12 protein-coding genes are annotated in these 25,522 nt (G+C 53.8%); 3 read left to right on the forward strand and 9 right to left on the reverse strand.

All coding sequences use genetic code 11. The annotated features are described in order from the left end of the window. Positions 1–265: 265 nt before the first annotated feature. Entirely contained in the window at positions 266–1,642 is a 1,377-nt protein-coding gene (gene radA / locus MXE41_RS10615) for a DNA repair protein RadA (protein ID WP_247100469.1), read from the reverse strand. Positions 1,643–3,294: 1,652 nt separating this feature from the next. Between radA and MXE41_RS10620 the strand changes: the two genes are divergently transcribed. Then, positions 3,295–4,452, forward strand: coding sequence for a globin domain-containing protein (locus MXE41_RS10620; RefSeq protein ID WP_246978681.1), 1,158 nt, complete (start codon positions 3,295–3,297; stop codon positions 4,450–4,452). 312 nt (positions 4,453–4,764) lie between these two features. On the opposite strand, the gene serB is transcribed toward MXE41_RS10620, so the two are convergent. From serB to MXE41_RS10650, 6 genes are all read right to left on the reverse strand, one after another. After that, complete coding sequence (gene serB, locus MXE41_RS10625) at positions 4,765–5,748, reverse strand: phosphoserine phosphatase SerB (protein WP_247100470.1); 984 nt, start codon at positions 5,746–5,748, stop codon at positions 4,765–4,767. Between the two features lie 493 nt (positions 5,749–6,241). Beyond that, the gene (locus MXE41_RS10630; RefSeq protein ID WP_348647433.1) at positions 6,242–7,030 is read right to left on the reverse strand and encodes a TatD family hydrolase; all 789 of its coding nucleotides are present in this window, start codon (positions 7,028–7,030) and stop codon (positions 6,242–6,244) included. A gap of 468 nt (positions 7,031–7,498) precedes the next feature. Continuing rightward, positions 7,499–10,339 (reverse strand): response regulator, encoded by a 2,841-nt coding sequence (locus MXE41_RS10635; RefSeq protein ID WP_247100472.1) that lies wholly within the window; start codon positions 10,337–10,339, stop codon positions 7,499–7,501. A gap of 1,140 nt (positions 10,340–11,479) precedes the next feature. Continuing rightward, positions 11,480–13,072 (reverse strand): peptide chain release factor 3, encoded by a 1,593-nt coding sequence (prfC, locus tag MXE41_RS10640; protein ID WP_246977691.1) that lies wholly within the window; start codon positions 13,070–13,072, stop codon positions 11,480–11,482. A gap of 469 nt (positions 13,073–13,541) precedes the next feature. After that, positions 13,542–14,486: a 4-hydroxy-3-methylbut-2-enyl diphosphate reductase gene (gene ispH / locus MXE41_RS10645; RefSeq protein WP_247100473.1), complete on the reverse strand. Its 945-nt coding sequence runs from the start codon at positions 14,484–14,486 to the stop codon at positions 13,542–13,544. Between the two features lie 174 nt (positions 14,487–14,660). Then, positions 14,661–15,779, reverse strand: a complete 1,119-nt coding sequence (locus MXE41_RS10650) for a LacI family DNA-binding transcriptional regulator (RefSeq protein WP_247100474.1) — start codon at positions 15,777–15,779, stop codon at positions 14,661–14,663. A 1,048-nt stretch (positions 15,780–16,827) separates the two neighbouring features. Here MXE41_RS10650 and MXE41_RS10655 point away from each other — a divergent pair. Then, positions 16,828–18,744, forward strand: a complete 1,917-nt coding sequence (locus MXE41_RS10655; RefSeq protein ID WP_247100475.1) for a glycoside hydrolase family 36 protein — start codon at positions 16,828–16,830, stop codon at positions 18,742–18,744. A gap of 608 nt (positions 18,745–19,352) precedes the next feature. Then, positions 19,353–20,819 (forward strand): glycoside-pentoside-hexuronide (GPH):cation symporter, encoded by a 1,467-nt coding sequence (locus MXE41_RS10660; protein ID WP_247100476.1) that lies wholly within the window; start codon positions 19,353–19,355, stop codon positions 20,817–20,819. A gap of 663 nt (positions 20,820–21,482) precedes the next feature. Here MXE41_RS10660 and lspA read toward each other — a convergent pair. Together lspA and ileS are read right to left on the reverse strand one after the other, a co-directional pair. Continuing rightward, positions 21,483–22,043 carry a signal peptidase II gene (gene lspA, locus MXE41_RS10665; RefSeq protein WP_247100477.1) on the reverse strand — a complete coding sequence of 187 codons (561 nt, stop codon included), beginning with the start codon at positions 22,041–22,043 and terminating at the stop codon, positions 21,483–21,485. A 513-nt stretch (positions 22,044–22,556) separates the two neighbouring features. After that, positions 22,557–25,394 carry an isoleucine--tRNA ligase gene (gene ileS / locus MXE41_RS10670; protein ID WP_247100478.1) on the reverse strand — a complete coding sequence of 946 codons (2,838 nt, stop codon included), beginning with the start codon at positions 25,392–25,394 and terminating at the stop codon, positions 22,557–22,559. Between the last annotated feature and the right edge of the window lie 128 nt (positions 25,395–25,522).

The raw sequence follows: 25,522 nt of genomic DNA on the forward strand, positions 1-25,522 counted from the left end.
CCCCTGTTACTCCACGCAGTAACAGGGGACGTTTTTTTTGTATTAAGTAAAATACCGGCCCCGGCCCCCAATTACACTGCAGGGCATTGCCTGGGCCCAGCCTGACCTTGCATTGCCCTGCCATGCCCTGCCTGACCGTATGTCAGGCAAGCCTGCCAGACAGCCGGGACAGACAGAGAGCCATGCCTTGCTGAGAGCAGGAAGGCCAGGCAGTCAGACTGGCAGACAGGCAATCAGTCAGGCAGTCAGGCTGGCTGTCGGGCGGCTAGACCAGCTCAACGAGCTGCTGGATATTTTTGACTGGCGTGATTTCCATGTTGCCTATGCGGTTTTTGTTACGCGGGGCATTATCGAAAGGGACAATGGCGCGGGTAAAGCCCTGCTTTTCGGCCTCATTGAGGCGCTCAAGACCGGACTGCACCGGTCTGATTTCACCGGTCAGACCTATTTCACCAAAGGCAATGGTGGTGCGCTCTACCGGACGCTCGGTAAAGGAGGACAGCAGCGCCAGGATAAGAGGTACGTCAGCTGAGGTGCCATCGATTTTTACGCCACCTACCACGTTGACGAAGACGTCCTGGTCTGCAAGCTGAATACCGGCATGACGGTGCAGCACTGACAGCAGCATGGACAGTCGGTTGGCATCGGTACCAAGAGACAGACGGCGCGGATTGCCATACTGGGATATATCGACAAGGCCCTGCAGCTCCACCAGCAGCGGACGGGTACCCTCCCACACGCAGGTAGCCAGAGATCCTGGAGCCACTGTTTCCTGACGGTTGAGGAAGATGGCCGATGGATTTTTAATCTCGTGCAGGCCCTTATCGGTCATGGCAAACACACCGATTTCATTGACAGCGCCAAAACGGTTCTTATGACAGCGCAGGGTTCTAAAACGCATGTCATTACCGGCCTCGAGCATTACCGAGCAGTCAACACAGTGCTCGAGCACCTTAGGGCCGGCAAGGCTGCCCTCCTTGGTAACGTGGCCTACCAGAAAGACGGCAATACCTGTGCGCTTGGCAAACTGGGTAAGGGCAGCAGCGGCCTCACGTACCTGAGATACCGAACCCGGAGCACTGTCAACATCGCTTAAATGCATGACCTGAATGGAGTCCACTACCAGTACGGACGGCTCTTCTTTCATGGCAAGGCTGACAATATTGTCAATGGAGGTTTCAGCACCAATGCGGACACTGGCTGTTGGCAGGCCCAGACGGTGAGCACGCAGAGCCACCTGCTCAAGCGATTCTTCGCCTGTGATGTAGAGCACTTTGGTAGTGTCTGACAGCTTGCACACAGTCTGCAGCAGCAGGGTTGACTTGCCGGCACCTGGATTACCACCAATAAGCACTACCGAGCCAGGCACAATGCCGCCGCCCAGCACGCGGTCGAATTCTCCGTAGCCACTGGGAATACGGGGAGTCTGAGCCACCTGAACGTTGGCCAGATTTTCAATTTTGCCATCGGCCTGACCGGCAAAACCGCTCATGCCACGGGCAACTGAGCGCTCGGCCTTTGGACCGGCCAGCTTGAGCTCCTCAATGGTATTCCACTCGCCACAGGCCTTGCACTGTCCCTGCCAGCGTGAAAATTCAGCGCCGCACTCACGGCACACATAAACTGTTTTTGCTTTGGCCATAGCTCTCTGCCTGAATAAAAAATCAAAATCCGCCGGTACTCACAAAACCGGAATATTCTCTGCTCCTGCCACAGTACAGGCTACGTACTGGCAGCCACACAGCTGCACCCGGCCTGCGCCCGGGCTGGCTGCACCCGGCCTGCGCCCGGGCTGGCTGCACACGGCCTGCGCCCGGGCTGCATGCTGGTGCCCTTATACGCTGCCTGTCTGCACCTGCAGGCGCCGCCTGAGGGCCGCCTCTGACAACATAATAAGATTGTGATCCTGATGCAGAGTTTGTCCTCAAGAAAGTGTATTTTTCTGCCGTTTATGAATTTGCAGAACTTTTGCCGGAGCAAAGCACAGCACAAAATAGCATTAAGGGCCCTCAATGGCTACATTTTGTGTCCCCAGGGACATAAAGCTGTAACCCTGTAAGCCCCAGGCAAGTGCCATAAGTGCAGGGACGCCACCCCGGATCAGGCATCACAGCCTGATTCAGCACCAGGCACGCAGCCGCGCTGGAGCCTGTACAGATGCTGCTGTCGATGCTGCTGTGGATGCTCCAGTGCAGAATGCTGCTGTGCGCAATACCGGCTGTGCAGAATGCTGCCGCATTAATGGCTGAGGAGTATGCTGCCGTGCGTGAATGACTGAGCAGGATTTTTCCTACTTTTGGTCATAAGTGCCACGGGCTTCAAATTCATATGTCGTATTATGTGCTAGTATGTGCCTTTAACAGTGCCCCAATATGGGATCCGGCGCACTTTTTGACTGGTGCACAGTGAAAAAATCACGGCTTTTTCCATATCTGAAATCAAAGACAAACAGCACGTGCAGGCCTTTTTTCCACACACTGCTCAATAGCATCACACACTTACAACAGTAGATATGATTCGCTTTTGTGCGCATATCCTTGATACATATTTTGCAGTTTGCGGTATCATGCCTGAACAGCTACAGACTTTCAGAGTAAACTCTGATTTTCTGTGCCGCCTTTGACTCAGGGCACAGTGCAGCTTCACCTGCCTTATCAGCATCGCCCTTTGCTGCATGTAAAGCCTGCAGCAAACGAGGATGCAGCTGAGGATTAACAGGGGAAACTACCCGAGACAGGCCTCAAGGCCACGGCATCAGCATTACCCTCAGGCACATAAGACTGCCAGGGCGGTGCCCTGCTCCTGCCAGCTGGCAGTGCCATGGCCGCCCGGCAGGCAGTTCCAGTTGCTGGCCGTCAGGCAATGCCATAAGCCTGCCGTCGGGAAACGTCATACAAACGCGGCCTGAATGCTGCATATAAATAACGAATTATCTGGTCTGGTTCAGGGGCGCCCCGTATAATTACGGGAAATCAGAGCCTCAAACCTGTAACAGAGCTGTCAGCAAGCAGAAGTTGCCTGTCAATTTTCTGTCCTGTACAGCACTGCAGGTATGACCCAGGAAGCCGCCAGCTGCGGCTGGATGGCAGTTCGCTCAAACAAACGGATTTCATTATTCAGCGGTCAGTGGATGTACCCGGGCCTGTCATAGCCTGAGCACAATGCCAGCTGCAGTCTCAATGGTCCTTTCAGGTCTGTCTACGCGAAATAGTTTCCTAAAGGCCATTAGTCATAGCCGCAACCTGCCAGAAGGATGCGGATATTTAGCTGAATTTATCAACCAGGGACCCCTTCATGCTTACGGAAAAACAGATTGAACTGGTCAAAAGCTCGGTACCTACTCTTCAGGAGCGTGGCGTAGAAATTACAGCCGCTCTGTACCGCCGCCTGCTCGCAGGCAATCCTGAAATGCGTCAGCTGTTTAATCAGGGACATCAGCGTACTGGAAAGCAGCACATGTCACTTGCTGCAGCCATCCTTTCCTATGCTCAGAATATTGAAAACCCTATCGTCCTTTTCAATGCTGTGCAGCATATTGCCAGTAAGCACGTATCTCTGAACATCCGCGCTGAGCACTACCCAATCATGGGCCGTCACCTGCTCGACGCCATTGAGGAAGTTCTGGGTGATGCCGCTACCGATGAGCTGCTCGATGCCTGGGCTTCAGCCTATGCACAGCTGGCAGAAATCTTCATCAAGACCGAAGCCGAACTCTATGAGGAGAGTGCCAACGCCAATGGCGGCTGGTCCGGCTGGCGTGCTTTCCGTATTATCAACAAGAATCAGGAAACCGAGGACATCTTCAGCTTCATTCTCGAGCCTGTTGATGGCGGTGAGCTGCGTGATGTTATCGCAGGTCAGTTCGTATCCCTGCGTATTTACCTCAAGGACCAGGGTCTGATTCAGCCACGTCAGTACACTGTCAATGCTCACGACCACAAGTCTATCCGCATCAGTGTACGCCGTATTCCACCTGTTGATGACCGTCCTGCAGGCATGGTTTCCAATACCCTCATCGACAGTTACAACGTGGGTGATCTCCTGGACGTTTCCCCACCTGTAGGCGAATTTATTCTCGAGAAGGGCGATAACCCTATCGTCCTGATTTCTGCAGGTATCGGTATTACCCCTGCCCTTGCCATGTTAAGAAGTGAAGACGCCCGTGGCCGTCCACTCATCTTCTTCCATGTATGTAAGGATGAGGCTCACCTCCCACACCGTGAGGAAATCGAGGAGCTCATTACCGAAGAGGATATCCGTGTTCTCCAGCTGCACTACACAGCTGAAATGGGCCATCCAACAGAAGAAGACATTGCCAACCTCGTCGTTGATGATGCCACCTACTATGTATGCTGCCCAACCCGTTTTGCCAATAACATTATTGACACTCTGATTAAGAACGGCGTTCCAGAGACAGCTATCCGCTACGAGCGTTTCGGCACCGGCCGCTAATCCCGGCCCCCGCCTCACGGCAGGCCCGGTTTTCCGGCCCTGCCGCCCTGAAAAAAGCGTCCCTCTCCACATCTGTGAAGAGGGACGCTTTTTTTTCATAGCTGTTCAACCGCCCCAACCGGACGGACCTGACCTGGCCTTGGTGGCCCTGGCATTTACAAGGCACGGCCCAGGAACGGACAGTCCGGGCTGCGGCTGGCTGTTGCCGCCCAGCCAGACTCTGGCTGTTGTCGGCCGCTAGAGGCGCGGGAAGCGTATAACGTTGGCAAGGCCGTTGACGAAGACATTGCCAAGGGAGCGCATGGTAAGCTTTCAGGCCGGGGTATTCAGGTCGGCCTTGAGCTGCAGCAGAGCACGTACGGCTGCCAGAGTGCCTATGTTCAGGCAGTTGCGGGCCTCCTGCTGAACCTTTGGCTTGGCATGATAGGCAATGCCCAGACCGCCCTGAGCCATCATCTTGAGATCATTGGCACCATCACCAAGCACAATAATGTTCTGCTGAGCAGTGCCACTTTCTCTTAGCTCAACTACCAGATCGGCCTTGGCCTGAGCATCAATGATCGGGCCGCTGACCCTGCCGGTAAATAAGCCATTGTCGTCGGTCTCAAGTCTGTTGGCTCTGACGGCATCAATACCGTAGCGCTGAACAATGACATCAATGAGATCATGGAAGCCGCCTGAGGCAATACAGGTTTTGAACCTGCCACCATGGTCTGCATTCTTAAGGACATTGCAGAAAGTAAGCAGCTCATTAAGACCGTCAGTCTCAACCATGATGCCACGAACCTTTTCCAGCACGCTTTCAGCATCACCGCCTTTGAGCAGAGCAACACGACGGGTCAGTGACTGGGCAAAATCAAGCTTGCCATGCATGGCCTCTGAGGTAATGGCGGCTACCTGGTCAAAGACATTGAGGCAGCGGGCAATTTCATCAATACCCTCAATCTGCACTGTGGTCATGTCCATGTCCATTACCAGAGCACCGTCATAGCTGGTACCAGGACAGAAGCATGGAAAGCTCTCAGAGAAGAGCACATCAACCTGTCCCCTGAAGCGGCCCTCGAGCACCTCATGCTTAACCGCACGCTCGACGCTCTCGTCAATGTCATGGTCAAAGACACTGAGGCTGTAAACCATTTCACGGCGCGGGTCGCACTGATAAACAGTATGTACTGAGCCCAAATCAGATGAGCACATCCCCAGCACTTCATCAATCAGGTTTTGCTGGCGCTCAGTAATGCTCTGTGCTGACTCCCCACTTTCACGTCTGACTACTAAAAATACATCGCGGAACATGCTCTATCCTTCAATCCTGATAAACAACATCATGCCAGCTGCCTGACCGTACCCGGTCAGCCCCTGCTGCCATTGCAGCAGGCGGAGCAAGCTGCAGCAGCTGCAGCGCCGGCGGCTGCGGCGGCTGCAACTGCAGCTGGCGACAGGAAATCTAATTATAGGCCATTTTGACTCAGCACGCCCCATGACCAGCCTCTGCTCCGTCAATGCAAGGAGCAACGCCAGCATGGCCGCAGCGACGGCGGCCCATCCCTGGGCGCGCCGCTGTGCCGCCTGCTGCCAACTGCTGGCTTAGAGGCAGCTGTGTCAGAGGCTACAGGCTCAGAGGTTACGGGCTAAGGTGCTACTGGGTCAAAGGCCGCCGGGTCAGAGGATACTGGGTCAAAGGCTGGCGGGGCAGAGGCTGCCGGGTCAGAGGCTGCTGGGTAAAAGGCTGCCGGGTCAAAGGCTGCCGGGTCAAAGGCTGGCGGGGCAGAGGATGCCGGGTCAGAGGCTACTTGCCCAGGGGAGCCTGCCTCAGGTGCTCAAGGTGAGCGCTGATCCTTGAAATGAGGGTACCGTCGTAATGGTCGCTGAAAGTGCCGTCAAAATCGCTTTCCAGCAGAATCTGGTCGGCAGGCAGGTCATGAGCAAGGAGGGTGAATTTTTTCCGATTGTCTGCAAAGAGCAGAGCCTGCCCAAGTCCGGTCTTAAGGCCGTCCTTTATCAGAGCCCTGGCAAGGGGAGGCTTACCATTAAAGCCATGGAAACAGCCTCTGATTCTGCCCTTGAGATCTGTTTGCCTGATGCAGCGCTGCAGATCAGTAAAGGCCCGTACACAGTGAAAGGAATAAGGCAGATTCAGATGCACGGTGGCATGCAGAAAGTCACTGAGGCAGCGGTACTGCTCATCCATATCCACAGTACAACGCGTATCAAGGCCCACCTCACCAAGAGCCTGCCCATACAGCTGAGGACAGCTGTCCTGCACAAAGGCAATGACCTTTAACAGCAGCTGCAGCTCTGCCTCCCAGGCGTTGTGCTCAAGCACGTCAGACAGCCAGAAAGGATGAATCCCGACTCCAAGAGAAAAGCGCCCACTGTCAGCAAGCCCGGCGCGCCTGAGCACGCTGGCACACATCAGTGCATCAAAGGCACAGACGCTTTGTAAAACAAAATGCTCGACCTCGGAGGACACAAAGCTCTCAAGCCGCGCCTCCAGCTGACCGCCAGCGGACAGCCTGTCAGCCTGAGCTTCGACCTGCTCATTCAGATACTGCCACCAGTCATCATGTGAGCGCACACCTGCGCAATAAAAGCGACTGACCAGCTCATGCGGGTCATAAAGTCCCAGCAGCAAATGGCAATGGTGGTCACAAAGCCCCGTCATCTCTGTCCCCCTCAATAAAGGAAAATCCCGGCCACAAGGCCACTCCCAAGGTGCCCCATCCCGGACCGCTGAAGCCATGGCCAACCGCCATGGCCCTTGCAGCCATTGCCACGAGCCAGGGCGTGGCTGCAGCGCGGCTGCGGCGCTCCGAGCTAGCCCGATTCAGGCCCTTATCTTAAGGCACAGTCGGCAAAAAGCTATGCCCCTTGCGCAACCTGTCCTCAGATCGCACTTACCAGATACACAAAACGCAATTAAAAAACGCCCATCAGGGCGCTTTTATAAGCTCTTTATGAGCAATATGTAGACATGACCGCATTTCTGGACCTGCCCGGCATTGCCGGGACTTACCAGGCATGACCGGGCGGCTCTGACCGTACGTCAGCTGCGGCTGCTGTTGGAGGCGCCGCTGGCGCCGCTGGCGGCTGCGCCGGCAGTCTGGTCTGCTGCCATGGCAGCGGCGGAGGCCGGAGCGGTGGACTGTTCAGTTACCGGTACTGCAGGATCGCCTGCTACATATTCATCAGGTGAAGCGCCCATGATCTGAGGCTTGAGCTGGGCTCGGGCCGCCTCGCGAGCTGCAGCAATTTCCGGATCTTCAGACTCTACAGGATCTGGAGCAACGGCCTGAGAGCCGTAAGGCACACCGCGCTCAGGTGCAGCAACCTCGCCATTTGCCATATATGGTATGCAGGAAGGATCATCAGGATGCTCGCGGCAGTACCAGCGGGCACGGGCGTCTTTGATGCACATCTCCAGGAGCTTGAAGTCAATCGGCTTGGAGACATGATAGTTCATGCCAGCATCAAGTGAGGCCTTGATATCCTCAGAGAAGGCATTGGCCGTCATGGCAATCACAGGAATCACGCGGGCATCGCTGCGATCAAGATTACGGATATCGCGGGTAGCCTCAAGACCATCCTTTCGCGGCATCTGTACGTCCATGAGAATAATGTCGTAAGTGCCAGGTAAGCTGCGGCTGAATTCTTCAACCACCTCAACACCGTCAGAGCATACCTTACAGTGGGCACCGCGCATGCTCAGCAGATCTACCAGAATCTCGGAATTGAGCTCATTATCCTCGGCAGCCAGAATATTCATGCCCTCAAGAATATTGGCCTCGCCCTTGCCATCAGTCCTGCCATCGGCTGACTCACGGTGAGACATGGTATCCAGAGCCTGCTTGAGGCTGGACAGGAACAGAGGCTTGTTCAGGAAATGAGAAACACCGGCCTCCATGGCATCAAGCTCAACCTCAGAATAGTCGTAGCTTGAGAGCATGATGACAGGAATGTCCTTGAAGCTGCTCTGATTGAGGGTGCGGGCAACGGATACACCGTCTTCGTTTTCAAGCTTCAGGTCAAGCAAAATGAGACTGATGCTGGAGTTATCTTTCTCCATGCTGGCCAGAATTTCCATGGCATCAGCACTGCCACGGGCATGATAAGACTTTACTCCGGCCTCAGAGAGGGTTACCTCTACTGACTTGAAGTCGGAAATATCGTCATCAATGATAAGTACATTGCTGATGTTGTGGGTAGCAAAGAAGTCACGATCATTGACCTCAACGCCATGAATCTTGAATGAAAGGTTGACCGTAATGGTAGTACCCTCACCCTCCCTGCTCTTGACGTCGATAGTACCGCCCAGCAGTTTGATGAGATTGTTGGTAATGGTCATTCCAAGACCGGTACCCTGTATGCGGGTGTTCATGGCCGTCTCAGAACGGGCAAATGGTTCAAAAATATGCTTGAGGAAGTCCTCAGTCATACCCATGCCATTGTCCCTGACCTCAAAGATATAGCTGGCAATATTGTTATTGGAGCGCTTTGGCTCCTCGGTAACAGTCAGACAGACATGACCGCCTACCTGAGTGTACTTGACCGCATTGGACAGCAGATTAAGCAGAATCTGATTGACGCGCAGATCATCGCCGATGAGAAGCTCATGCTCGATACTGTTGATATGAATATCAAAGGCCTGATGACGGCCGTGAGCCTGAGGACGGACAATGGTATTGACGTTTTCAATGAGCTCGGCAAGCGAGAACTCACGGGCATTGACCGAGACCTTGCCGCTTTCAATCTTGGACATGTCCAGAATGTCATTGATAAGGCCCAGCAGGTGTTGCGAGGACGCACTGATCTTGCGGGCATAGTCAGCCACTTTCTGCTGATTGCCACTGTCGCGGGCCAGCAGAGTGCACAGACCGACAATGGCATTCATAGGGGTACGCAGGTCATGACTCATGGCACTGAGGAAGTTACTCTTGGCCTTATTGGCCTGCTCAGCCTCGTTATAGGCCTGAGCCGTCAGCTCACGCATGTGCTTTTCATTTTGCAGAGCATCAATGAGATCCATGGATGACTGCTTGTTGCGGGTGGCCAGATAGGCAATGACCAGAGCTACTACCAGGAAGAAGATCAGACCGTAACAGGCATCAGCTGCTGACAGCCAGCCATAGCGCGGAATAATATGCAGAGTGACACGGCGGCCGGAGATGAGCTTGGAGTAGGAAACACAGTCCTTGAGCTGGTGATGCTGCAGGGTGGAACCCACTTCAACAGGCTTGCCGAAATTCATCATGACAAAGCGGTACTCATAGCCCTGACGGGTAAGGTCATTGAGCCCAAAAGGCTCAATGATCTCAGGCAGAGACATGGAAATGGCTGAAAAGCCCCAGAAAGTACCGTCGTTGAGATAAACAGGATTACGGGCCACCATGGCAATGCCGCCCTGAAGGAATTTGCGCGGACCGTCAATGGTGGTAAGACCGGAGAGCATGGCGTATTCGGCTGTTTCGCGGGTGATTTCACGTTCGAGCACGTTATCACCTATGGCAGCTTCGTTACCGGCCAGAGGATAGGAGTAGAGCATGATACCTTTTGGCAGCAGCTGCAGGCCTTTGATTGCCGGGGTATCGTAGAGCATGGAAGCGAAGAGATTGAATTCCTGCAGATGGGTTTTGCCGTCCAGATTTTCCATCATGGCACGCATCTTATCCTCACCCATGGAGTGCAAAAAGCCCTCGACCATATCGGTCTTTTCAATCATGTTGTTGAGGATAATTTCAACGTGGGAAATGGATTCCTGAGCCATGGAGCGCGCAAGGTCACGGCGCGACTCAATGATCTGGAAAATAAAGACAAAGTAGATAGCCAGCAGGACGCCGAAAGATATGATAAAGCGAGTGACAAAGTATCGCAGAAATGGCCTGTTCATAAGCAATCGGCCACTCCCCTGCAGTAATCATGCAGGAGCAGAAGCCGCCTCTGTTGGCATGTTAATAAAACAGTCTGTAAAAACAGTCTGTACCCGCTAAAGGCCTGACCTCATAAATTCAGACCGGCTCAAAGCCGTCAGCCCAAACCTTGTGCCGTAAACAACAAACGGCTGCACAGGCAAGGAGGGAAAAGAAGCATGCAATAACATCAGGTCAGAGCATGACTGAACCTGGCATTACCTTGCTGAAAAAGACAGGTTCTCACCTGCCCGCAAAATCTGCCGACCACACAGCAGTACCTGCCGCAGGCCTGCGGCTCACAGCCCCAGCTGCGCCCTGCAGCCTGCAGCTGCGGCCTGCATCCCGGGCTGCATGCCTGGCTGCATGTCTTGCTGCAGCCATGGGGATAGCGCTCATCAAAGCTTTGACGGCCGCCTGTTGTCATAATATTTCAGGCAAGACAATATCATGCCCTGGTGCAGTTTATCTGCATCTGACATGATGTGCAGCATGAAGCCTGCCATAAGTGTATTTTCAAATTTCCTGAAGTAATGAGATTACTGCACAGCTCACATAAGCGCATCTTCAGTGCCAGCATGAGCTGACAGTGGTAAGTCCAACTACAATGCCACCTCAAAAGTATGCTGCCTGGCTCAAAAGTATGCTGGCAGAAGACCAGAGAATGAGTAAAACAGCTGCTTGCAGGGCATCACCTGTATGGCCGCATACCCGCAGTGTGTCCAGGACTTATGTACAGATTCGCTGACCACTTAACGCTGTGTGACTGTCTACGATTTTAGGTCAAAAGCACCGTAGGATCAGGACATTTTGGTACAAACTGTGCGCCAGGTAAAAAACCTGCCTCAATAATATGGCTCAAGCACCATATTTAAATACATGACAACTCAAAAAGCACAATAATGTTCGTTTGCCCGCCCCTCTTTAATGCAGCCCAGGCCGCCGCCCTGGCGACGCTGCGCTGCGCCGCAGCGACGCCCGATGCCCTCTGCACATAAGCAATGAGCCCGCCTCATCCATACGGAAAAGACGGGCTCATAATCTGGGCCGCTGGCAGCTTCAGCTGCCAGCAGCTGTGTGCTGCAGGCGCAGCTGGGCTGCAGCCAGGGCAGCGATTACTGTCAGTGCTCCCTGGTTGAGGCAAAGGTAATCTTTGGATAGCGCTCCTGGGCCAGAGAAAGGTTAACACCTGAGGTGGCCAGGTAGGTCAGGCTGTCGCTGCCATCAAGGGCCAGATAGGTAGGAACCTTGTCCTTGAACTCCTCAAGGGCCTTGTTGTCATCGCAGTGTACCCAGCGGGCAGTGGTGACATTAACGGCCTCGTAAGTAGCATCAACGTTGTACTCATGCTTGAGACGGGAAACTACCACGTCAAACTGCAGCACACCTACGGCACCTACGATGAGATCATTGTTGATAAGCGGACGGAAGACCTGAACGGCACCCTCCTCAGAAAGCTGGAGCAGACCTTTGAGCAGCTGCTTCTGTTTGAGCGGGTCACGTAGACGGATACGGCGGAACAGTTCAGGGGCAAAGTTTGGAATGCCGCTGAAGTGCAGCTCTTCACCTTCGGTGAAGGTGTCACCAATACGGATAGTACCGTGGTTGTGAATACCGATAATGTCACCGGCTACAGCCTCGGTGGCAATGTCACGCTCACCTGCCATAAAGGTTACGGCATCAGAAATCTGAACATCGCGGCCAATGCGTACATGACGCATCTTCATGCCCTTTTTGTACTCACCTGATACCAGACGCATAAAGGCGATACGGTCACGGTGCTTAGGGTCCATATTTGCCTGAATCTTGAAGATAAAGCCGCTGAGCTTCTCTTCGTCGGCCTTAACCTCACGGCTGTCAGCGGTACGGCTGAGCGGTGTAGGAGCCCACTCGGTCAGACCGTCGAGCATGCAGTCCACGCCAAAGTTACCAAGAGCGGTACCAAAGAATACAGGAGTAAGCTCACCTGCCAGGAAGGCCTCATGGTCAAAGCTGTTGGAGGCCATGGAAATAAGCTCCATGCTCTCACGCAGCTCCTTTGCCAGATCCTCACCTACGGCCACATCAATCTCAGGATTATCAATGCCCTTGATGGTGCGGCGCTCCTGAATATGGAAGCCCTCACCTGAGTGGTAGAGAATGACCTCATCGCGCAGGATATGGTAGATGCCCTTGAAAGACTTGCCTGAGCCAATTGGCCAGGTCACAGGAGCACACAGAATCTTGAGCTCGGACTCAACTTCGTCGAGCAGCTCCAGAGGATTGCGGGTCTCACGGTCAAGCTTGTTCATGAAAGTAAGGATAGGAGTATCACGCAGACGTGTTACTTCCATGAGCTTGCGGGTACGATCCTCAACACCTTTGGCTGCGTCAATAACCATCAGACAGGAGTCTACGGCTGTGAGCACGCGGTAAGTGTCTTCAGAGAAGTCTTCGTGGCCCGGGGTATCGAGCAGATTGACTATGCAGTTGTTGTAAGGGAACTGCATTACCGAGGTGGTAACGGAAATACCACGCTCCTTTTCCATGGCCATCCAGTCCGAACGGGCAAAGGAGCCGGTACTGCCACGACCCTTTACCTCACCGGCACGCTGAATGACACTGCCAAAAAGCAGCACCTTCTCAGTGATGGTAGTCTTACCCGCATCAGGGTGGGAAATGATTGCAAAGGTACGTCTCTTGTTGACCTCTTGCAGGAAATTCTGATCAGCCATAGCCCTAACCACATGAACCGCACCACTCCGGTCCCATGCCTCTGCGGACATCACCGGCTCAAAGATACGGAAGTTGAAGACCAGGATTGACGCATGGCCACCAGGGCTCATGGGCACATCCGTGTATCTGAATACCGCAGCACCAAAGACGGCTGCAGATCTGCCCAGGCGGGCAAAGACCCGATATTTTAGCACAACACAGCCCAGGCTCAGGGGCTGGTTGAGGGGATCAGGTAACACAAAAAGACAGCCACCACTGCACAGGCACAGGCAGGCCGCAACAGGGCAGCAAAAAGGAAGGAAAAAGGGGATTGAGGATCCGGCCATGCACACGGCCATGGCCAGGGGCCCCTGTACAGGACCTGGCCAGGCCGGCATGGCAGGCAGGCCGGGGCCGGAACAGGGCAGGCAGCGTCAGCGCAGCAGGCGCCGCCGGCGACGCCTGCGGCCAGCCCGGTAGGGCCTTATACTAATCGAGGCCCTCTGGCATTGGGAAGACACGGTGAATCTGCTCGTCACCGGTCATGATGACTTCATCGCTGCCACCACGTTCCTTGAGGAAAGCAATGATGTCCTGAACAATGTGCTCAGGTACGGAGGCGCCGGCAGTTACACCTACGCGCTCGGCACCGGCGAGCATTTCGTCGGTAATGTCAGAGCAGTCATCGATAAGGAAGGAGCGGGCCCCGACACCCTTGGCAACTTCGCTCAGGCGCTTGGAGTTGGAGCTGTTCTTTGAGCCTGCCACAATCACAAGGTCACACTGCTCGGCCAGTACCTTTACTGCAGCCTGACGGTTCTGAGTAGCAAAGCAGGTGTCATCACGGCGTGGTCCCTCAATGAAAGGGAACCTGGCCTTAAGAGCATTTACAGTAAGCGCAGTCTCATCAATTGACAGAGTGGTCTGGGTAGCAAAAAGAGCGCGGTCAGTGGTTAAAGACAGATTGGCCACATCCTCAGGGGTAAGGATAACGTGCACCTTGCTCTCAGGGCCGCTGTACTGACCAACAGTACCTGCTACTTCCTGGTGACCGTCGTGACCGATGATGACCACTTCCTTACCCTCACGGGCAGCACGGGCAACCTTGAAATGCACACGGCTTACCAGCGGACAGGTAGCGTCAATTACGGTCTCAGCCATGCTCTCGGCTGCTTCAAAGGTTTTGGTACCTACACCGTGGGCAGAGAAAATTACCACCTTGTTCTCAGGCTCAGGAATCTCATCCAGACGCTCAACAAAGTGTGCGCCTCTTGAGGCCAGATCAGCCACTACATGCTTGTTATGCACCACCTCATGGAGCACATACACCTTTTGAGTACCATACTTCTCAAGAGCACGGTTAACCACGGCAATGGCTCTTTCAACACCGGCACAAAAACCACGTGTTCTGGCAAGGTAAAGCTTAAAACTCACAGATCAGATCCTCAAAAAACAATGACATTCCCATATCATGCTCCGCCCCGGCGCACTGCAGACCACCATGGGCCGCAGCGCCAGGCGGCAGGTGCCGGCCTGGCGGCCTGCCGCCGCAGGCCAGCGCAGGCCGCTGCCTGCAGTCCGGCTCCCGGCGTGCAGCCATGCCTGACATCACTGGCCTTCACTGGCGTGATAGATGCGCTGCTCGATGAACTCGTCTATAGGAATGTCACGGTTAAGACGGCGGTTGAACGGTCTGCTGGAATCGCGCTCAATCAGATCCTGCTCAATCTTGACGGAAATACCGCCCTTGAACTGCTCAAAATTCTGCTCGAGATCGAAAATCAGACGGGCAAAGTTGCGATAGTCAGGTGCCATGGTGGACAGAGCCGGAGTCATGAACAGATCGACTGTTTCATTATCAAAGCCAATCACTCCAACCTTGTCCAGCAGTTCTGGTGACTGTTCGCGCAGGTATTTCATAAATCCCACGCCAATCATGTCGCAGCCACACATTATGCCATCGTAGCGTTCGTAAAGCCTGTTTTCGATAAATATTCGCCCCGAGTTATAACCATGCTCTATGCTGAATTTGCCCTCCAGAATCATAGGCTCAAAATGTGGTCTGTTATCGGCTCTTAAGCGGTTGCAGAACTTGTAGTAACCGTCACGGCGCATCTGACCTGAAAGCTTGCCAAGATCACCTGACAGATGCAGGATGCGGGTAAAGCCATTGGCATAAAGATGCTCACAGGCTCTGATAGAAGAGTTGAAATCGTTGGAGTACAGGCAGCGCACACCCTTGGTGGTGTCGACATTCTTGTCGAGCACTATGATGTGGCGGTCATGAGAGGCAATGCGGGGAATGAAAGTTGCCCTGTCATCAAGACCGATAAAAACGGCCGCACTGATGCGGTGGCTGTCAAAGGCATCGTTGATGCTGCTGACAATGTCGTCCTCGGTCTCAGAAGGCACCAGCACGTCATACAAAATGGTGTAGCCGCGCTTTTTGGCCTCCACTGTGATGCAGGTGAGCATCGAGTTGTCGTAATGGGAATTGATACGTTCAAACAGACCGTCATTGAGGCGGGTCAGAAAGTACACGCCAATAACACGTGGCGAAATGCCCCGCAGAGCCTGTGAAGCAACATTAGGCTTGTAATTGTGCTTCCTTATGACCTCAAGCACCCTGCGCTTGGTCTCCTCAGGAATATCCGGATAGTTGTGCAGAACCTTGGATACGGTAGAGCGCGATACTCCCGCAAGCTTGGCAATATCTGTACTGTTCATAAAAATAACTCTTAGGGATCTGTCCTGAGCAAATAAAGGTTTTTCAGCTACGGCAGCGGCTGTCAGAGGTCAGCCGTAGTCAGCAAATGTCAGCTGCCAGGTAACTGATGCACAGACCTTTTCATATAAGTTCGTACCAGAGCGCACTGCTTACGGCTTCGGCTACGCCGTCCGGCCCCCGGCCGGGATGCCCTGCAGGCCGGGCTGCCGCCGCTGCGGCGTCTGACAGACCGACGGCGGGCCTCTTTTGTGTTACGAACAGAGTTTCCTGTTTTGTGCACGTGCTCAGGAAGTGGAGACAATTTAAGCAACAAATCTTATTGGCGCTCATAAGTATAAGCTTTTGCAGGTATTCATAACAGTGCACCAGGGGGCTGTGCACTGTATTAGCCAGCTTATAAAACCCACACTTTCATCAATATGTGATACACGTTTACATGCTTTATTTATGGCCTTTTATACCTGTTTCAGCCCCCAAAACGCGTCAATATTCGTAACTGTTCGCACATTATTTTACGAACATGTTCGCATATAACAGCCATACTAACAAAGGAATTGGCTAAAAACCAGGCCATACTTCACATCTTTCGTTATCCGTATCTCACTGATAGCAGTCCGGTCCCATCTCCCGCCATCAGCAATCATTAAACGGCCTGTATAGGCAATTGTATTCTGTGATCCAGCTCATCTTTTTCTAAAGTTCAGCCACTGATACGTGATCTAAATCACGTAATAGCTATGGATAACACGCCTCAATTTTCTATAATCTAAATCAGATAACACGTGTTCGTAATTTCTCACGAATAAATACACATTACGAAACGGTTCGTGCTAAAGATCAGACCGCAGTTTCTGACCTGCGTCCCTGAAATACCGTACAGGCACAGAGCAATTACGCTGGTGCATCCCTTAGTGGATGATGGCAATGCCGCACCACCGCCTGCATGTGCAGCTGCATGCAGGAATGCAGGCATGTACACGGGCACTGGAGCTTTGTGATTTTTCCTTTCTCTGTCCTGACAGATTCAATCGATGCTGGAGCGAAAACATGATTACCAAAGAGCTTAACTGGGCATTCATACGCAGCTATGCTGAAGTTCACTGTGAGGACAACTCAGGTATTGAGCTGGACTGGCAGCTGCGAACTGTCGATGAGTTTGAGCTTGCCGGCGAATTTTACGGCGAGCGTCTTTTAAGCAGCGATGAGCTCAATGAAAGCGGCCTGTATGGCGACAGGAGCTTCAGGGACAATGTAAATAAGGTCTGGTACCTTGATCTGACCTTAAAGGCTGACAAGCCTGTAGTCATGCCACGCACTCTTATCGACCTGCGCGTTCCTGTAGACAATATCCAGTCTCTGTGGCTGCCTGCCATTCAGACTCCGGGCAAGAACTACCGTGCCAAGGGCATGCTTGAGTATTACTGCAGCCTTACTACCCATATCTGTAATGTAGCCCCAATGGGCTCACTGTACTCAGCAGAAGGCATCAACAAGCTGTCCTTTGCTCTGTCCGACTGCTCAAATATCGTTACCATTACCGGCGGTGCCTACGAAGAGGAAGAGTGTGTACGTCTTACTTTCTCCCTTTTTGATGAGCCAGGTGCTCCAACCAGTGAATACAAAATTACCCTGCGCCTTGACAGCTCAGCCATGAGCGTCTTTGCTGCCGTCAAGAATATCTCCCGCTGGTTCGAGCGCACTGTTACCCCATATGTCATGCCTGTGCCTGAAGGCGCTTTTGAGCCTGTTTACTCCACCTGGTATGCATTCCTGCAGAATATCAGCGAGCAGGAAATTGAAGATCAGTGCCGCATTGCCTCATCTCTGGGCTGCAAGACTGTAATTGTTGATGACGGCTGGCAGACTGATGACAACAACCGTGGCTATGCCTTCTGTGGTGACTGGGAAGTTTCCCGTACCCGTTTCCCTAATATGAAAGAGCATGTAAAGCGTGTTCATGAGATGGGCATGAAGTACATGATCTGGTTCTCCGTTCCTTTTGTCGGCGGCAAGTCCAGAAACGGTCCTGAGTACAAGGACTACAGCCTGTGCTTTAACCCACGCTGGGGCGCATATGTCCTTGACCCGCGCTATAAGAAAGTACGTGACTTCCTGGTTAACACCTATGTCAATGCCGTAAAGGAATATGATCTCGACGGCCTCAAGCTCGACTTTATCGACGAGTTTGACATGCGCCAGGCCGATGAAAAGGCCCGTGCTTATGATGCCGCCCGCTGCACCCAGTCCCTGCCTGAAGCCGTGGACATGCTCATGACTGAAGTACGTACTGCCTTAATGGCCGTGCGCAGCGATATCCTCATTGAATTCCGTCAGAACTATGTAGGCCCTATGATTCGCGGCTACGGCAATATGTTCCGTGCCCATGACTGTCCAAATGACAGTCTCATGAACCGCATGACCACCACTGATGTGCGTGCCATGGCTCTGAACACAGCCGTACACTCTGACATGTTTACCTGGTCTCCACGTGAATCCGTAGAGAGTTCCAGTCTCCACTTTATCCACACCCTGTTCTCAGTGCCTCAGATATCACCAAACTGCAAACATCTGAACGATGAGCATCTGCTCATGGTCAGACACTGGCTGACCTTCTGGCGCGAGCACCGCGACCTGCTCATGAAGGGCCACATGGAGGCTTACCACCCTGAGCTCATGTACTCACTGATCTCAGGCACCTTAAACGATGAGCAGCTCATCATTACCGGAACCGATCAGCGCCTTGCCCTCTTTGACAGGGACAGCGTCCGTACCCTGTACCTGGTAAACGGCGCCATGCTGACCTCCCTTGCCATCAAGGCAGCCGGTTCTGAGGTAAAGGCAAAGGCCGAGATCTTTGACTGCCTTGGCCGTCAGGTCAGAACCATTGACTGCCTGGAGCTGAACAGCTCTCTTATGGAGCTTGAAGTACCAAAGTCAGGCTATGTAAAGTTCACCCGCAGCTGACCGCCAGGCTCAGGACCGCATCCAGGTCCAGGTCCAGACCAGGCAGACGCAGGCAGGGGCCGCCACGGACGCCGCCACTGAGGTGGCACCTGTCCGCCCTGCCCCAGCTGCAGCGCCCGCACCGCAAATTACACCAGGTGCATAAGGCGCATACCGTCTTACAGACAGGAGCAACCTCACACACCTTTGCAACTGTCTGTTTCTGAACATCTGCCCTCTCCGGCCACGTACAGCCCCCTGGCCTTGCGGCACGCCTTTGTGCCCTGGCCTTGCGGCACGGCTTTGTGCCACGGCCCTGCGGCACGGCTTTGTGCCACGGCCCTGCGGCCAGGCCTTACGGCCCGGAGATGATGCAGGCAGACTCCACTACTCCAGGGAGCTGCGTCAGGCCTGCCTGACGTGGCTCCTTCTTAATACGAAAACTGGCTTATACAGCTGTCAGCATACAGTCTCAGGTCAGGTAATCTGAGGCCTGCGCAGACTGAAACGAAAAACGGTCATGGCCATTTACGGCATCGAACAGTTTTGCAGGCAGTTTACACTGCTGTTCAGTCCCCTGTTTCTGCCGCCCCGCTCTGTCAGGCAGAAGCTAAACTGAGGAAATAACTATGAGTTCTACTATCGACACCACCGGAAGCAGAGTTCCTGACCCTGTTTCTCCTAAGGTCTCCATGAAGACCAAACTGTCATATGGTTACGGCAGCTTTGGTAAGGACCTTTCTCTTGCCCTGGTCAACGTCTTCCTGTTTTTCTATCTGACTGACGTTGCCGGTGTATCAGCTGCAACCGTAGGTATCATCTTCCTCGTAGCCCGTATCTGGGACACAATCAATGACCCTATCTGGGGTTATATCGTTGCCAAGACCAATACCCGCTGGGGCAAATACAAGCCATGGCTCATCATTGGTAATATCCTCAACTTCATCTTCATGGTCGCCTGCTTCAGCACCCACCTCTTTGAGGGTACTGCCCAGGTGGTCTACCTGACCATAGTCTACATCGCCTGGGGTATGGCCTACACCGTATGTGACGCTCCTTTCTGGTCCTTAATCCCTTCCATTACCCTTGATAAGGGCGAGCGTGAAGGCCTGCTGCCTTATCCACGTTTTGCCGCAACCATCGGCAGCTACATTGCAGGTGGTGTCGGTATCTACGCCGTACACCTCTTTGGTCAGGGCGATGACGGTCTTGGCTACATGATCTACGCCGGTATCGGTGGTCTGCTGGCCGTATCCTCTGCCTGGGTGACCTGCAAGTGGACTGAGCAGAATTATGCTGAGACCAGCGGCGATGACTTCAGCCTTAAGGATGCCTTTACCATCGTTACCAGAAACAAGCAGTTCCTGATTTTCCTCTCTCTTGCTTTCTGCTTCGTTATCGGTTGCGGTGTTAAGGACGCCCTTAACCTGTACATGTTCAAGTATGCCCTGCATGACGAGTCCATGTTCTCCACCATGATGCTGGCCGCTTCCGTTATTGCTGCCCCTACTCTGATTTTCTTCAAGCCTATGGTCAATGCCATCGGCCGTAAGCTGGTCTTTACCCTGGCTATCTCTCTGCCATTTGTAGCTGGAGGTCTGCTGGCCATCGCTGCCTGGGGTATGGCTCCACTGTATCCAATGGTCCTGCTCTCCGGCGGTATCACCGGCTTCTCCACTGCCGTTTACTGGCTGCTGGTAATGATCATGGTGGCCGATACTGTTGATTACGGTGATGTTACCTTCAACATGCGCTCTGAGTCCATGTACTACTCTCTGCATACTCTGCTGGCCAAGTGCTCCGGCGCCGTATCCTCAGCTGTAGTAGGTCTGTTCCTGAGCATGGTAGATTACGTTCCTAATGTTGAGCAGAGCGAGAGCACCATCAACGGCATCATCACTCTGTACTGGGGCGTATCCGTTCTGTGCCTTGTAGGCTGCTTTATCTACCTGGTCAAGTACCGCCTCAACGGTTCTGTACTTGATGACATTCAGCGCACTCTGACCCGCCGCTATGTCGACAGTATCGTAAGCAAGGCCGTTGAAAAGGACCCTGCCGAAGACAAAGCCGCTCTTGAGCGCGCCATGAAAAAGTAAGAATACTTCTAACCAAAACTACTTTTTGGGGAGCCTCGGCTCCCCTTTTTCATGCCCGCACCCAGCCACGTCCCACATACGGTCACGGACCGCATCCAGCCTCGGTCCGCACCAAGCTACAGCCCGAAGACCAGAACGGCCCGCATCCAGCCACGGCCTGCAGACCAGTACGGAGCTGCGCCACTTAGGCGCTGAGCTCATCCCGGACGACAGTCATACTGCGCCGCTGCCGGGCCAGTACCCTGTGGGCAGACGCCGGTCTTATGTCAAACTTTATATGTGACCCCAGAAGCCCGACTGCTCCAGGCAAATGCCATGAATACGGTCAGCGCAAGGCTATCCTCCTGCCTGTGACAGTCTTTAAATCACCGTCATGACAAACTTTAAATATCACGGCCATAAGTTCCAGGCAGCCTGCTACCTGGGCATGCCCACCTGAGGGTATGCGTGCCCAAGTCTGGCACTACGGGCACAGTGCGATTTAGGCCAGCAATCAAGGCAGGTGCGCTGCGGGCCTGAACTCCAGGCAAAAAACAGGGGCCCTGTACGGTCAGAAAATCTGACTGCACAGGGCCCCGTTGCTTACAGGTGCGGCCGCAGCTGCCGCAGCTGCATCCAGCGGAGGAGGCGGCTGCCAGCGCGGCAGCTGCAAATGCCGGAGCTTTAGTTGCGGTTGCGACGGCGACGGCTTGCAGGAGTGTCGTCGCGGGAGAAGATAGCCAGGATTACCATTAAAATGGCGCCGCCTACTACGGCCATGTCTGCCACGTTAAAAGCCGGCCATGACCAGGTAATGGTGCCGGCATCATCCTTGATGTAAAGGAGCAGGAAGTCTACTACATAGCCATGCCACAGTCGATCGATAAGATTACCAATGGCGCCGCCAATAAAGAGGCTGTAGGAAATGCAGTGCCAGCGGGCTGATGCCTTGGCTCTGAGCAGCACTACGGTAAAGACCAGGATCATGACAATGGCAATGCCTGAGAGCAGGTAGCGCTGCACGCCGCCCCAGGAAGCGAACATGCTGAAAGCCGCTCCATAGTTGTAGACATGAACCAGGTTGAAAAATGGCAGAACCTCGATGCCACGGCTGTTAAAGTCGATGTTCTCAACGCACCAGTACTTGGTCAGCTGATCGAGGATGATAACCACAATGCTCAGCAGCAGGTAACGGATACCATTGCGCTGACGGGTATTACGTAAAATTGATGAATTTCTTGACACGGTAATTCTTCTGAAACAAACATGGAAAATACCCATGGATCATAAGTAACTGACAGGCAAAATGCAAAGCTCATTACAGCTGCCTGTCAGACCGGGCTTCTGGCGCACCGCTGGCTCAGCCACCTTACGGGCAGCCAGGCTTGTCAGGTCAGGCTTCTGGCGCACCACTGGCTCAGCCAGCTTACGGGCAGCCGGGCTGGTCGGGGCTGGCTGCTGGCGCACCGTTGGCTCAGCCAGCTTACGGGCAGCCGGGCTTGTCAGGGCAGGCTTCTGGCGCACCGTTGGATCAGCCAGCTTGCGGGCGGCTGGGCCGGTCGGGCGGCCGCAGTCCAGCGGTCGCCACCAGGACCCGACAAGGCATGATCAGGCCATGAGCCCAGGGGTGACCGGTTGGACGGCCAAACAAAAAGGCCATTGCCTGTCAGGGCAATGACCTTTTTGTGCAGGCGGCCTCGGCAGATTGCCGGGCCGTATGCTGTGCGGTCTGAAGCTCAGGCCGCATTTATGGTGCTGTTAGGCGAACAGACGCTTTTCACCAAAGCGCAGAATGTTCTCGAGGCAGCGTGGGCATAAGGTTGGGTGCTCGGCATCCTGACCAACACCTTCCTCGTAGTGCCAGCAGCGCTCACACTTCTGAGCAGAGGACTTGGATACGACAAAGCCTACCTTGACGCCATTGATTTCAGCAACCAGAGCATCGGCTGGAGCCTCGCTCTCATTGATGATTACCTTGGAGGTAATGAGTACGAAGGAGAGCTCATTGCCCAGGGCCTTGAGGTCCTGTGCCATCTGGCCGTCAGCGTAAACAGCAACCTCAGCCTCCAGAGAGCCGCCTACCAGGCCGTCATTACGGGCCTTTTCAATGGCACGGTTGGCTTCATCACGGAAAGCAAGGATACGCTCCCAGTAAGCAGAGTTGAAGCTTGAGGTCTCGTCGAGAGCCTTGAGGTTTTCGTTTTCAAACCAGGTGGAGGTGAATACGAACTCGTCATGCTTGCCTGGCATAACCTCCCATACTTCCTGAGCGGTGTAGGAAAGGATTGGGGCAATCCAGCGCACCAGGCACTCTGCGATCATGTACAGAGCAGTCTGGCAGGAACGACGGGCCAGGGAGTCAGTCTTGGCTGTGTACTGACGATCCTTGATGATGTCCAGATAGAATGAGCCCAGCTCGATGGAGCAGAAGCGCATTAAGGTCTTGACCACCAGGTGGAAGTCGTAGTTGTCGTAATAGCCGATGATCTGCTCCTGGGTACGCCTGGCCAGGGAAACAGCCCACTTGTCGAGCTCAACCATGTCCTCGAACTTGACCATGTGCTGATCAGGGTCGAAGCCGTTGAGGTTGGACAGCAGGAAGCGGATGGTGTTACGGATACGACGGTAGGAGTCGGAGGAACGCTTGAAGATTTCCTCGAATACGGCCATATCACCGGTGTAATCGTTGGTGGAGATCCACAGACGCAGTACGTCGGCACCCATCTTGTCCCAGATTTCCTGAGGGGCAATTACGTTACCCAGGGACTTGGACATCTTGCGGCCCTGACCGTCTACGGTAAAGCCGTGGGTCAGAACCTGACGGTATGGAGCCTTGTCCTTCATGGCAACGGAGAGCATCAGGGAGGACATGAACCAGCCACGGTGCTGATCTGAACCCTCAAGGTAGAGATCGGCAGAGGCGCCACGGTTCTCAGGACGCTGATCAGTTACGGAGAAGTGGGTGGAGCCGGAGTCAAACCATACGTCCAGGGTGTTTGGATCCTTGTAGTACAGAGGGGCTTCCTCAGCACTTACCAGATCCTCAACCTTGAGATCCCACCAGGCCTGGATGCCCTTCTTCTCAACAGCCTGAGCTACCTTCTCGATAATCTCGCTGGTTCGTGGGTGGATAGTACCGGTTTCCTTGTTAACCAGCACGGCACAAGGCATACCCCAGGTACGCTGACGGGAGATACACCAGTCGGTACGCTGGCTTACCATGGCCTCAATACGGTTCTGGCCCCAGGCAGGAATCCAGCGCACACCCTTGATCTCCTCAAGAGCGCGCTTGCGCAGACCGTGACCGTCCATGGAGATGAACCACTGCTGTGTGGCACGGAAGATTACAGGGGTCTTGTGTCTCCAGCAGTGTGGATAGCTGTGGGATATCTTATCGGCCTTTAACAGAGCCTTACGCTCAACCAGAACCTTGATGACCTCAGGATTGGCCTTGAATACATTCAGACCTGCAAATAATGGGGTGTCCTTGACAAAGCAGCCATCAGGACCTACAGGGTTGTAGATCTCGATGTTGTACTTCATGCACACAGCATAGTCGTCAAGACCGTGACCACCGGCGGTGTGAACGCAGCCGGTACCGGCTTCGAGAGTGACGTGGTTGCCCAGCACTACAGGAACGGTGATATCAAGGAAAGGATGCTGGAACTTTAACAGCTCGAGATCCTTGCCCTTGCAGGTAGCAGCAATGGAGTAATCCTCTTCGGCAACGCCGACGGTCTTCATTACGCCCTCTACCAGGTCCTGAGCCATGATGTAACGGCCGGCCTTTTCGCCCTTGACGTCTACCAGAGCGTAGTCAAAGGACTCATTTAAGGAAATGGCACGGTTGGCTGGCAGGGTCCATGGGGTGGTGGTCCAGATTACGCAGCTGACCTCACCGTCACCGGCAGGATTGCCAAAGGCCTTTAATACGGCAGCCTGATCTTCGGCAACGAAGCGTACGAAGATGGCATCGGACTCTACGTCGTAGTACTCAACCTCAGCCTCAGCCAGAGCGGACTGACACTCCATACACCAGTAAACAGGCTTGTAGCCCAGTACGAAGTGGCCGTTTTCAATAACCTTGCCCAGTGCACGAATAATATTGGCTTCAGTGTCAAAATCCATGGTCAGGTAAGGATGGTCCCAGTCGCCCAGAACACCCAGACGCTTGAAGTCGACCATCTGAGCGGCGATCTGGCGCCTGGCGTACTTGCGGCACTCCTCACGGAACTGAGCAGCATCGATCTTCTCGCCTGGCTTGCCTACCTCACCCTCTACCTTTAACTCAATTGGCAGACCGTGACAGTCCCAGCCAGGAATGAAAGGGGCATCAAAGCCGGAGAGGGTCTTGGACTTGACGATAATGTCCTTTAAGGTCTTGTTAATCGCATGGCCAATGTGGATGTTGCCATTGGCATATGGAGGGCCGTCGTGAAGAATGAAAGTGTTACAGTTCTTACGGGACTCTCTGATCTTTTGATAGAGGTTGCGCTCTTCCCAGTTCTTGAGCATGGCAGGCTCGCGCTTGGCGAGATCACCACGCATAGGGAAAGCAGTCTGTGGAAGATTTAAAGTTGACTTGTAATCTGCCATTGGATGCATCCTAAAAATAACGATTAACACTAAAGCGTTGTGGGCTTGAGGACCTTTCCTCAACCATGAATCACTCCTGAAAGAAATTCAGGGTTGAGGTCCTCATCAGCCCGCCCGCCATGGCTATG

This window comes from Anaerobiospirillum sp. NML120449 (assembly GCF_023051105.1).
Taxonomy (GTDB): Bacteria; Pseudomonadota; Gammaproteobacteria; order Enterobacterales; family Succinivibrionaceae; genus Anaerobiospirillum.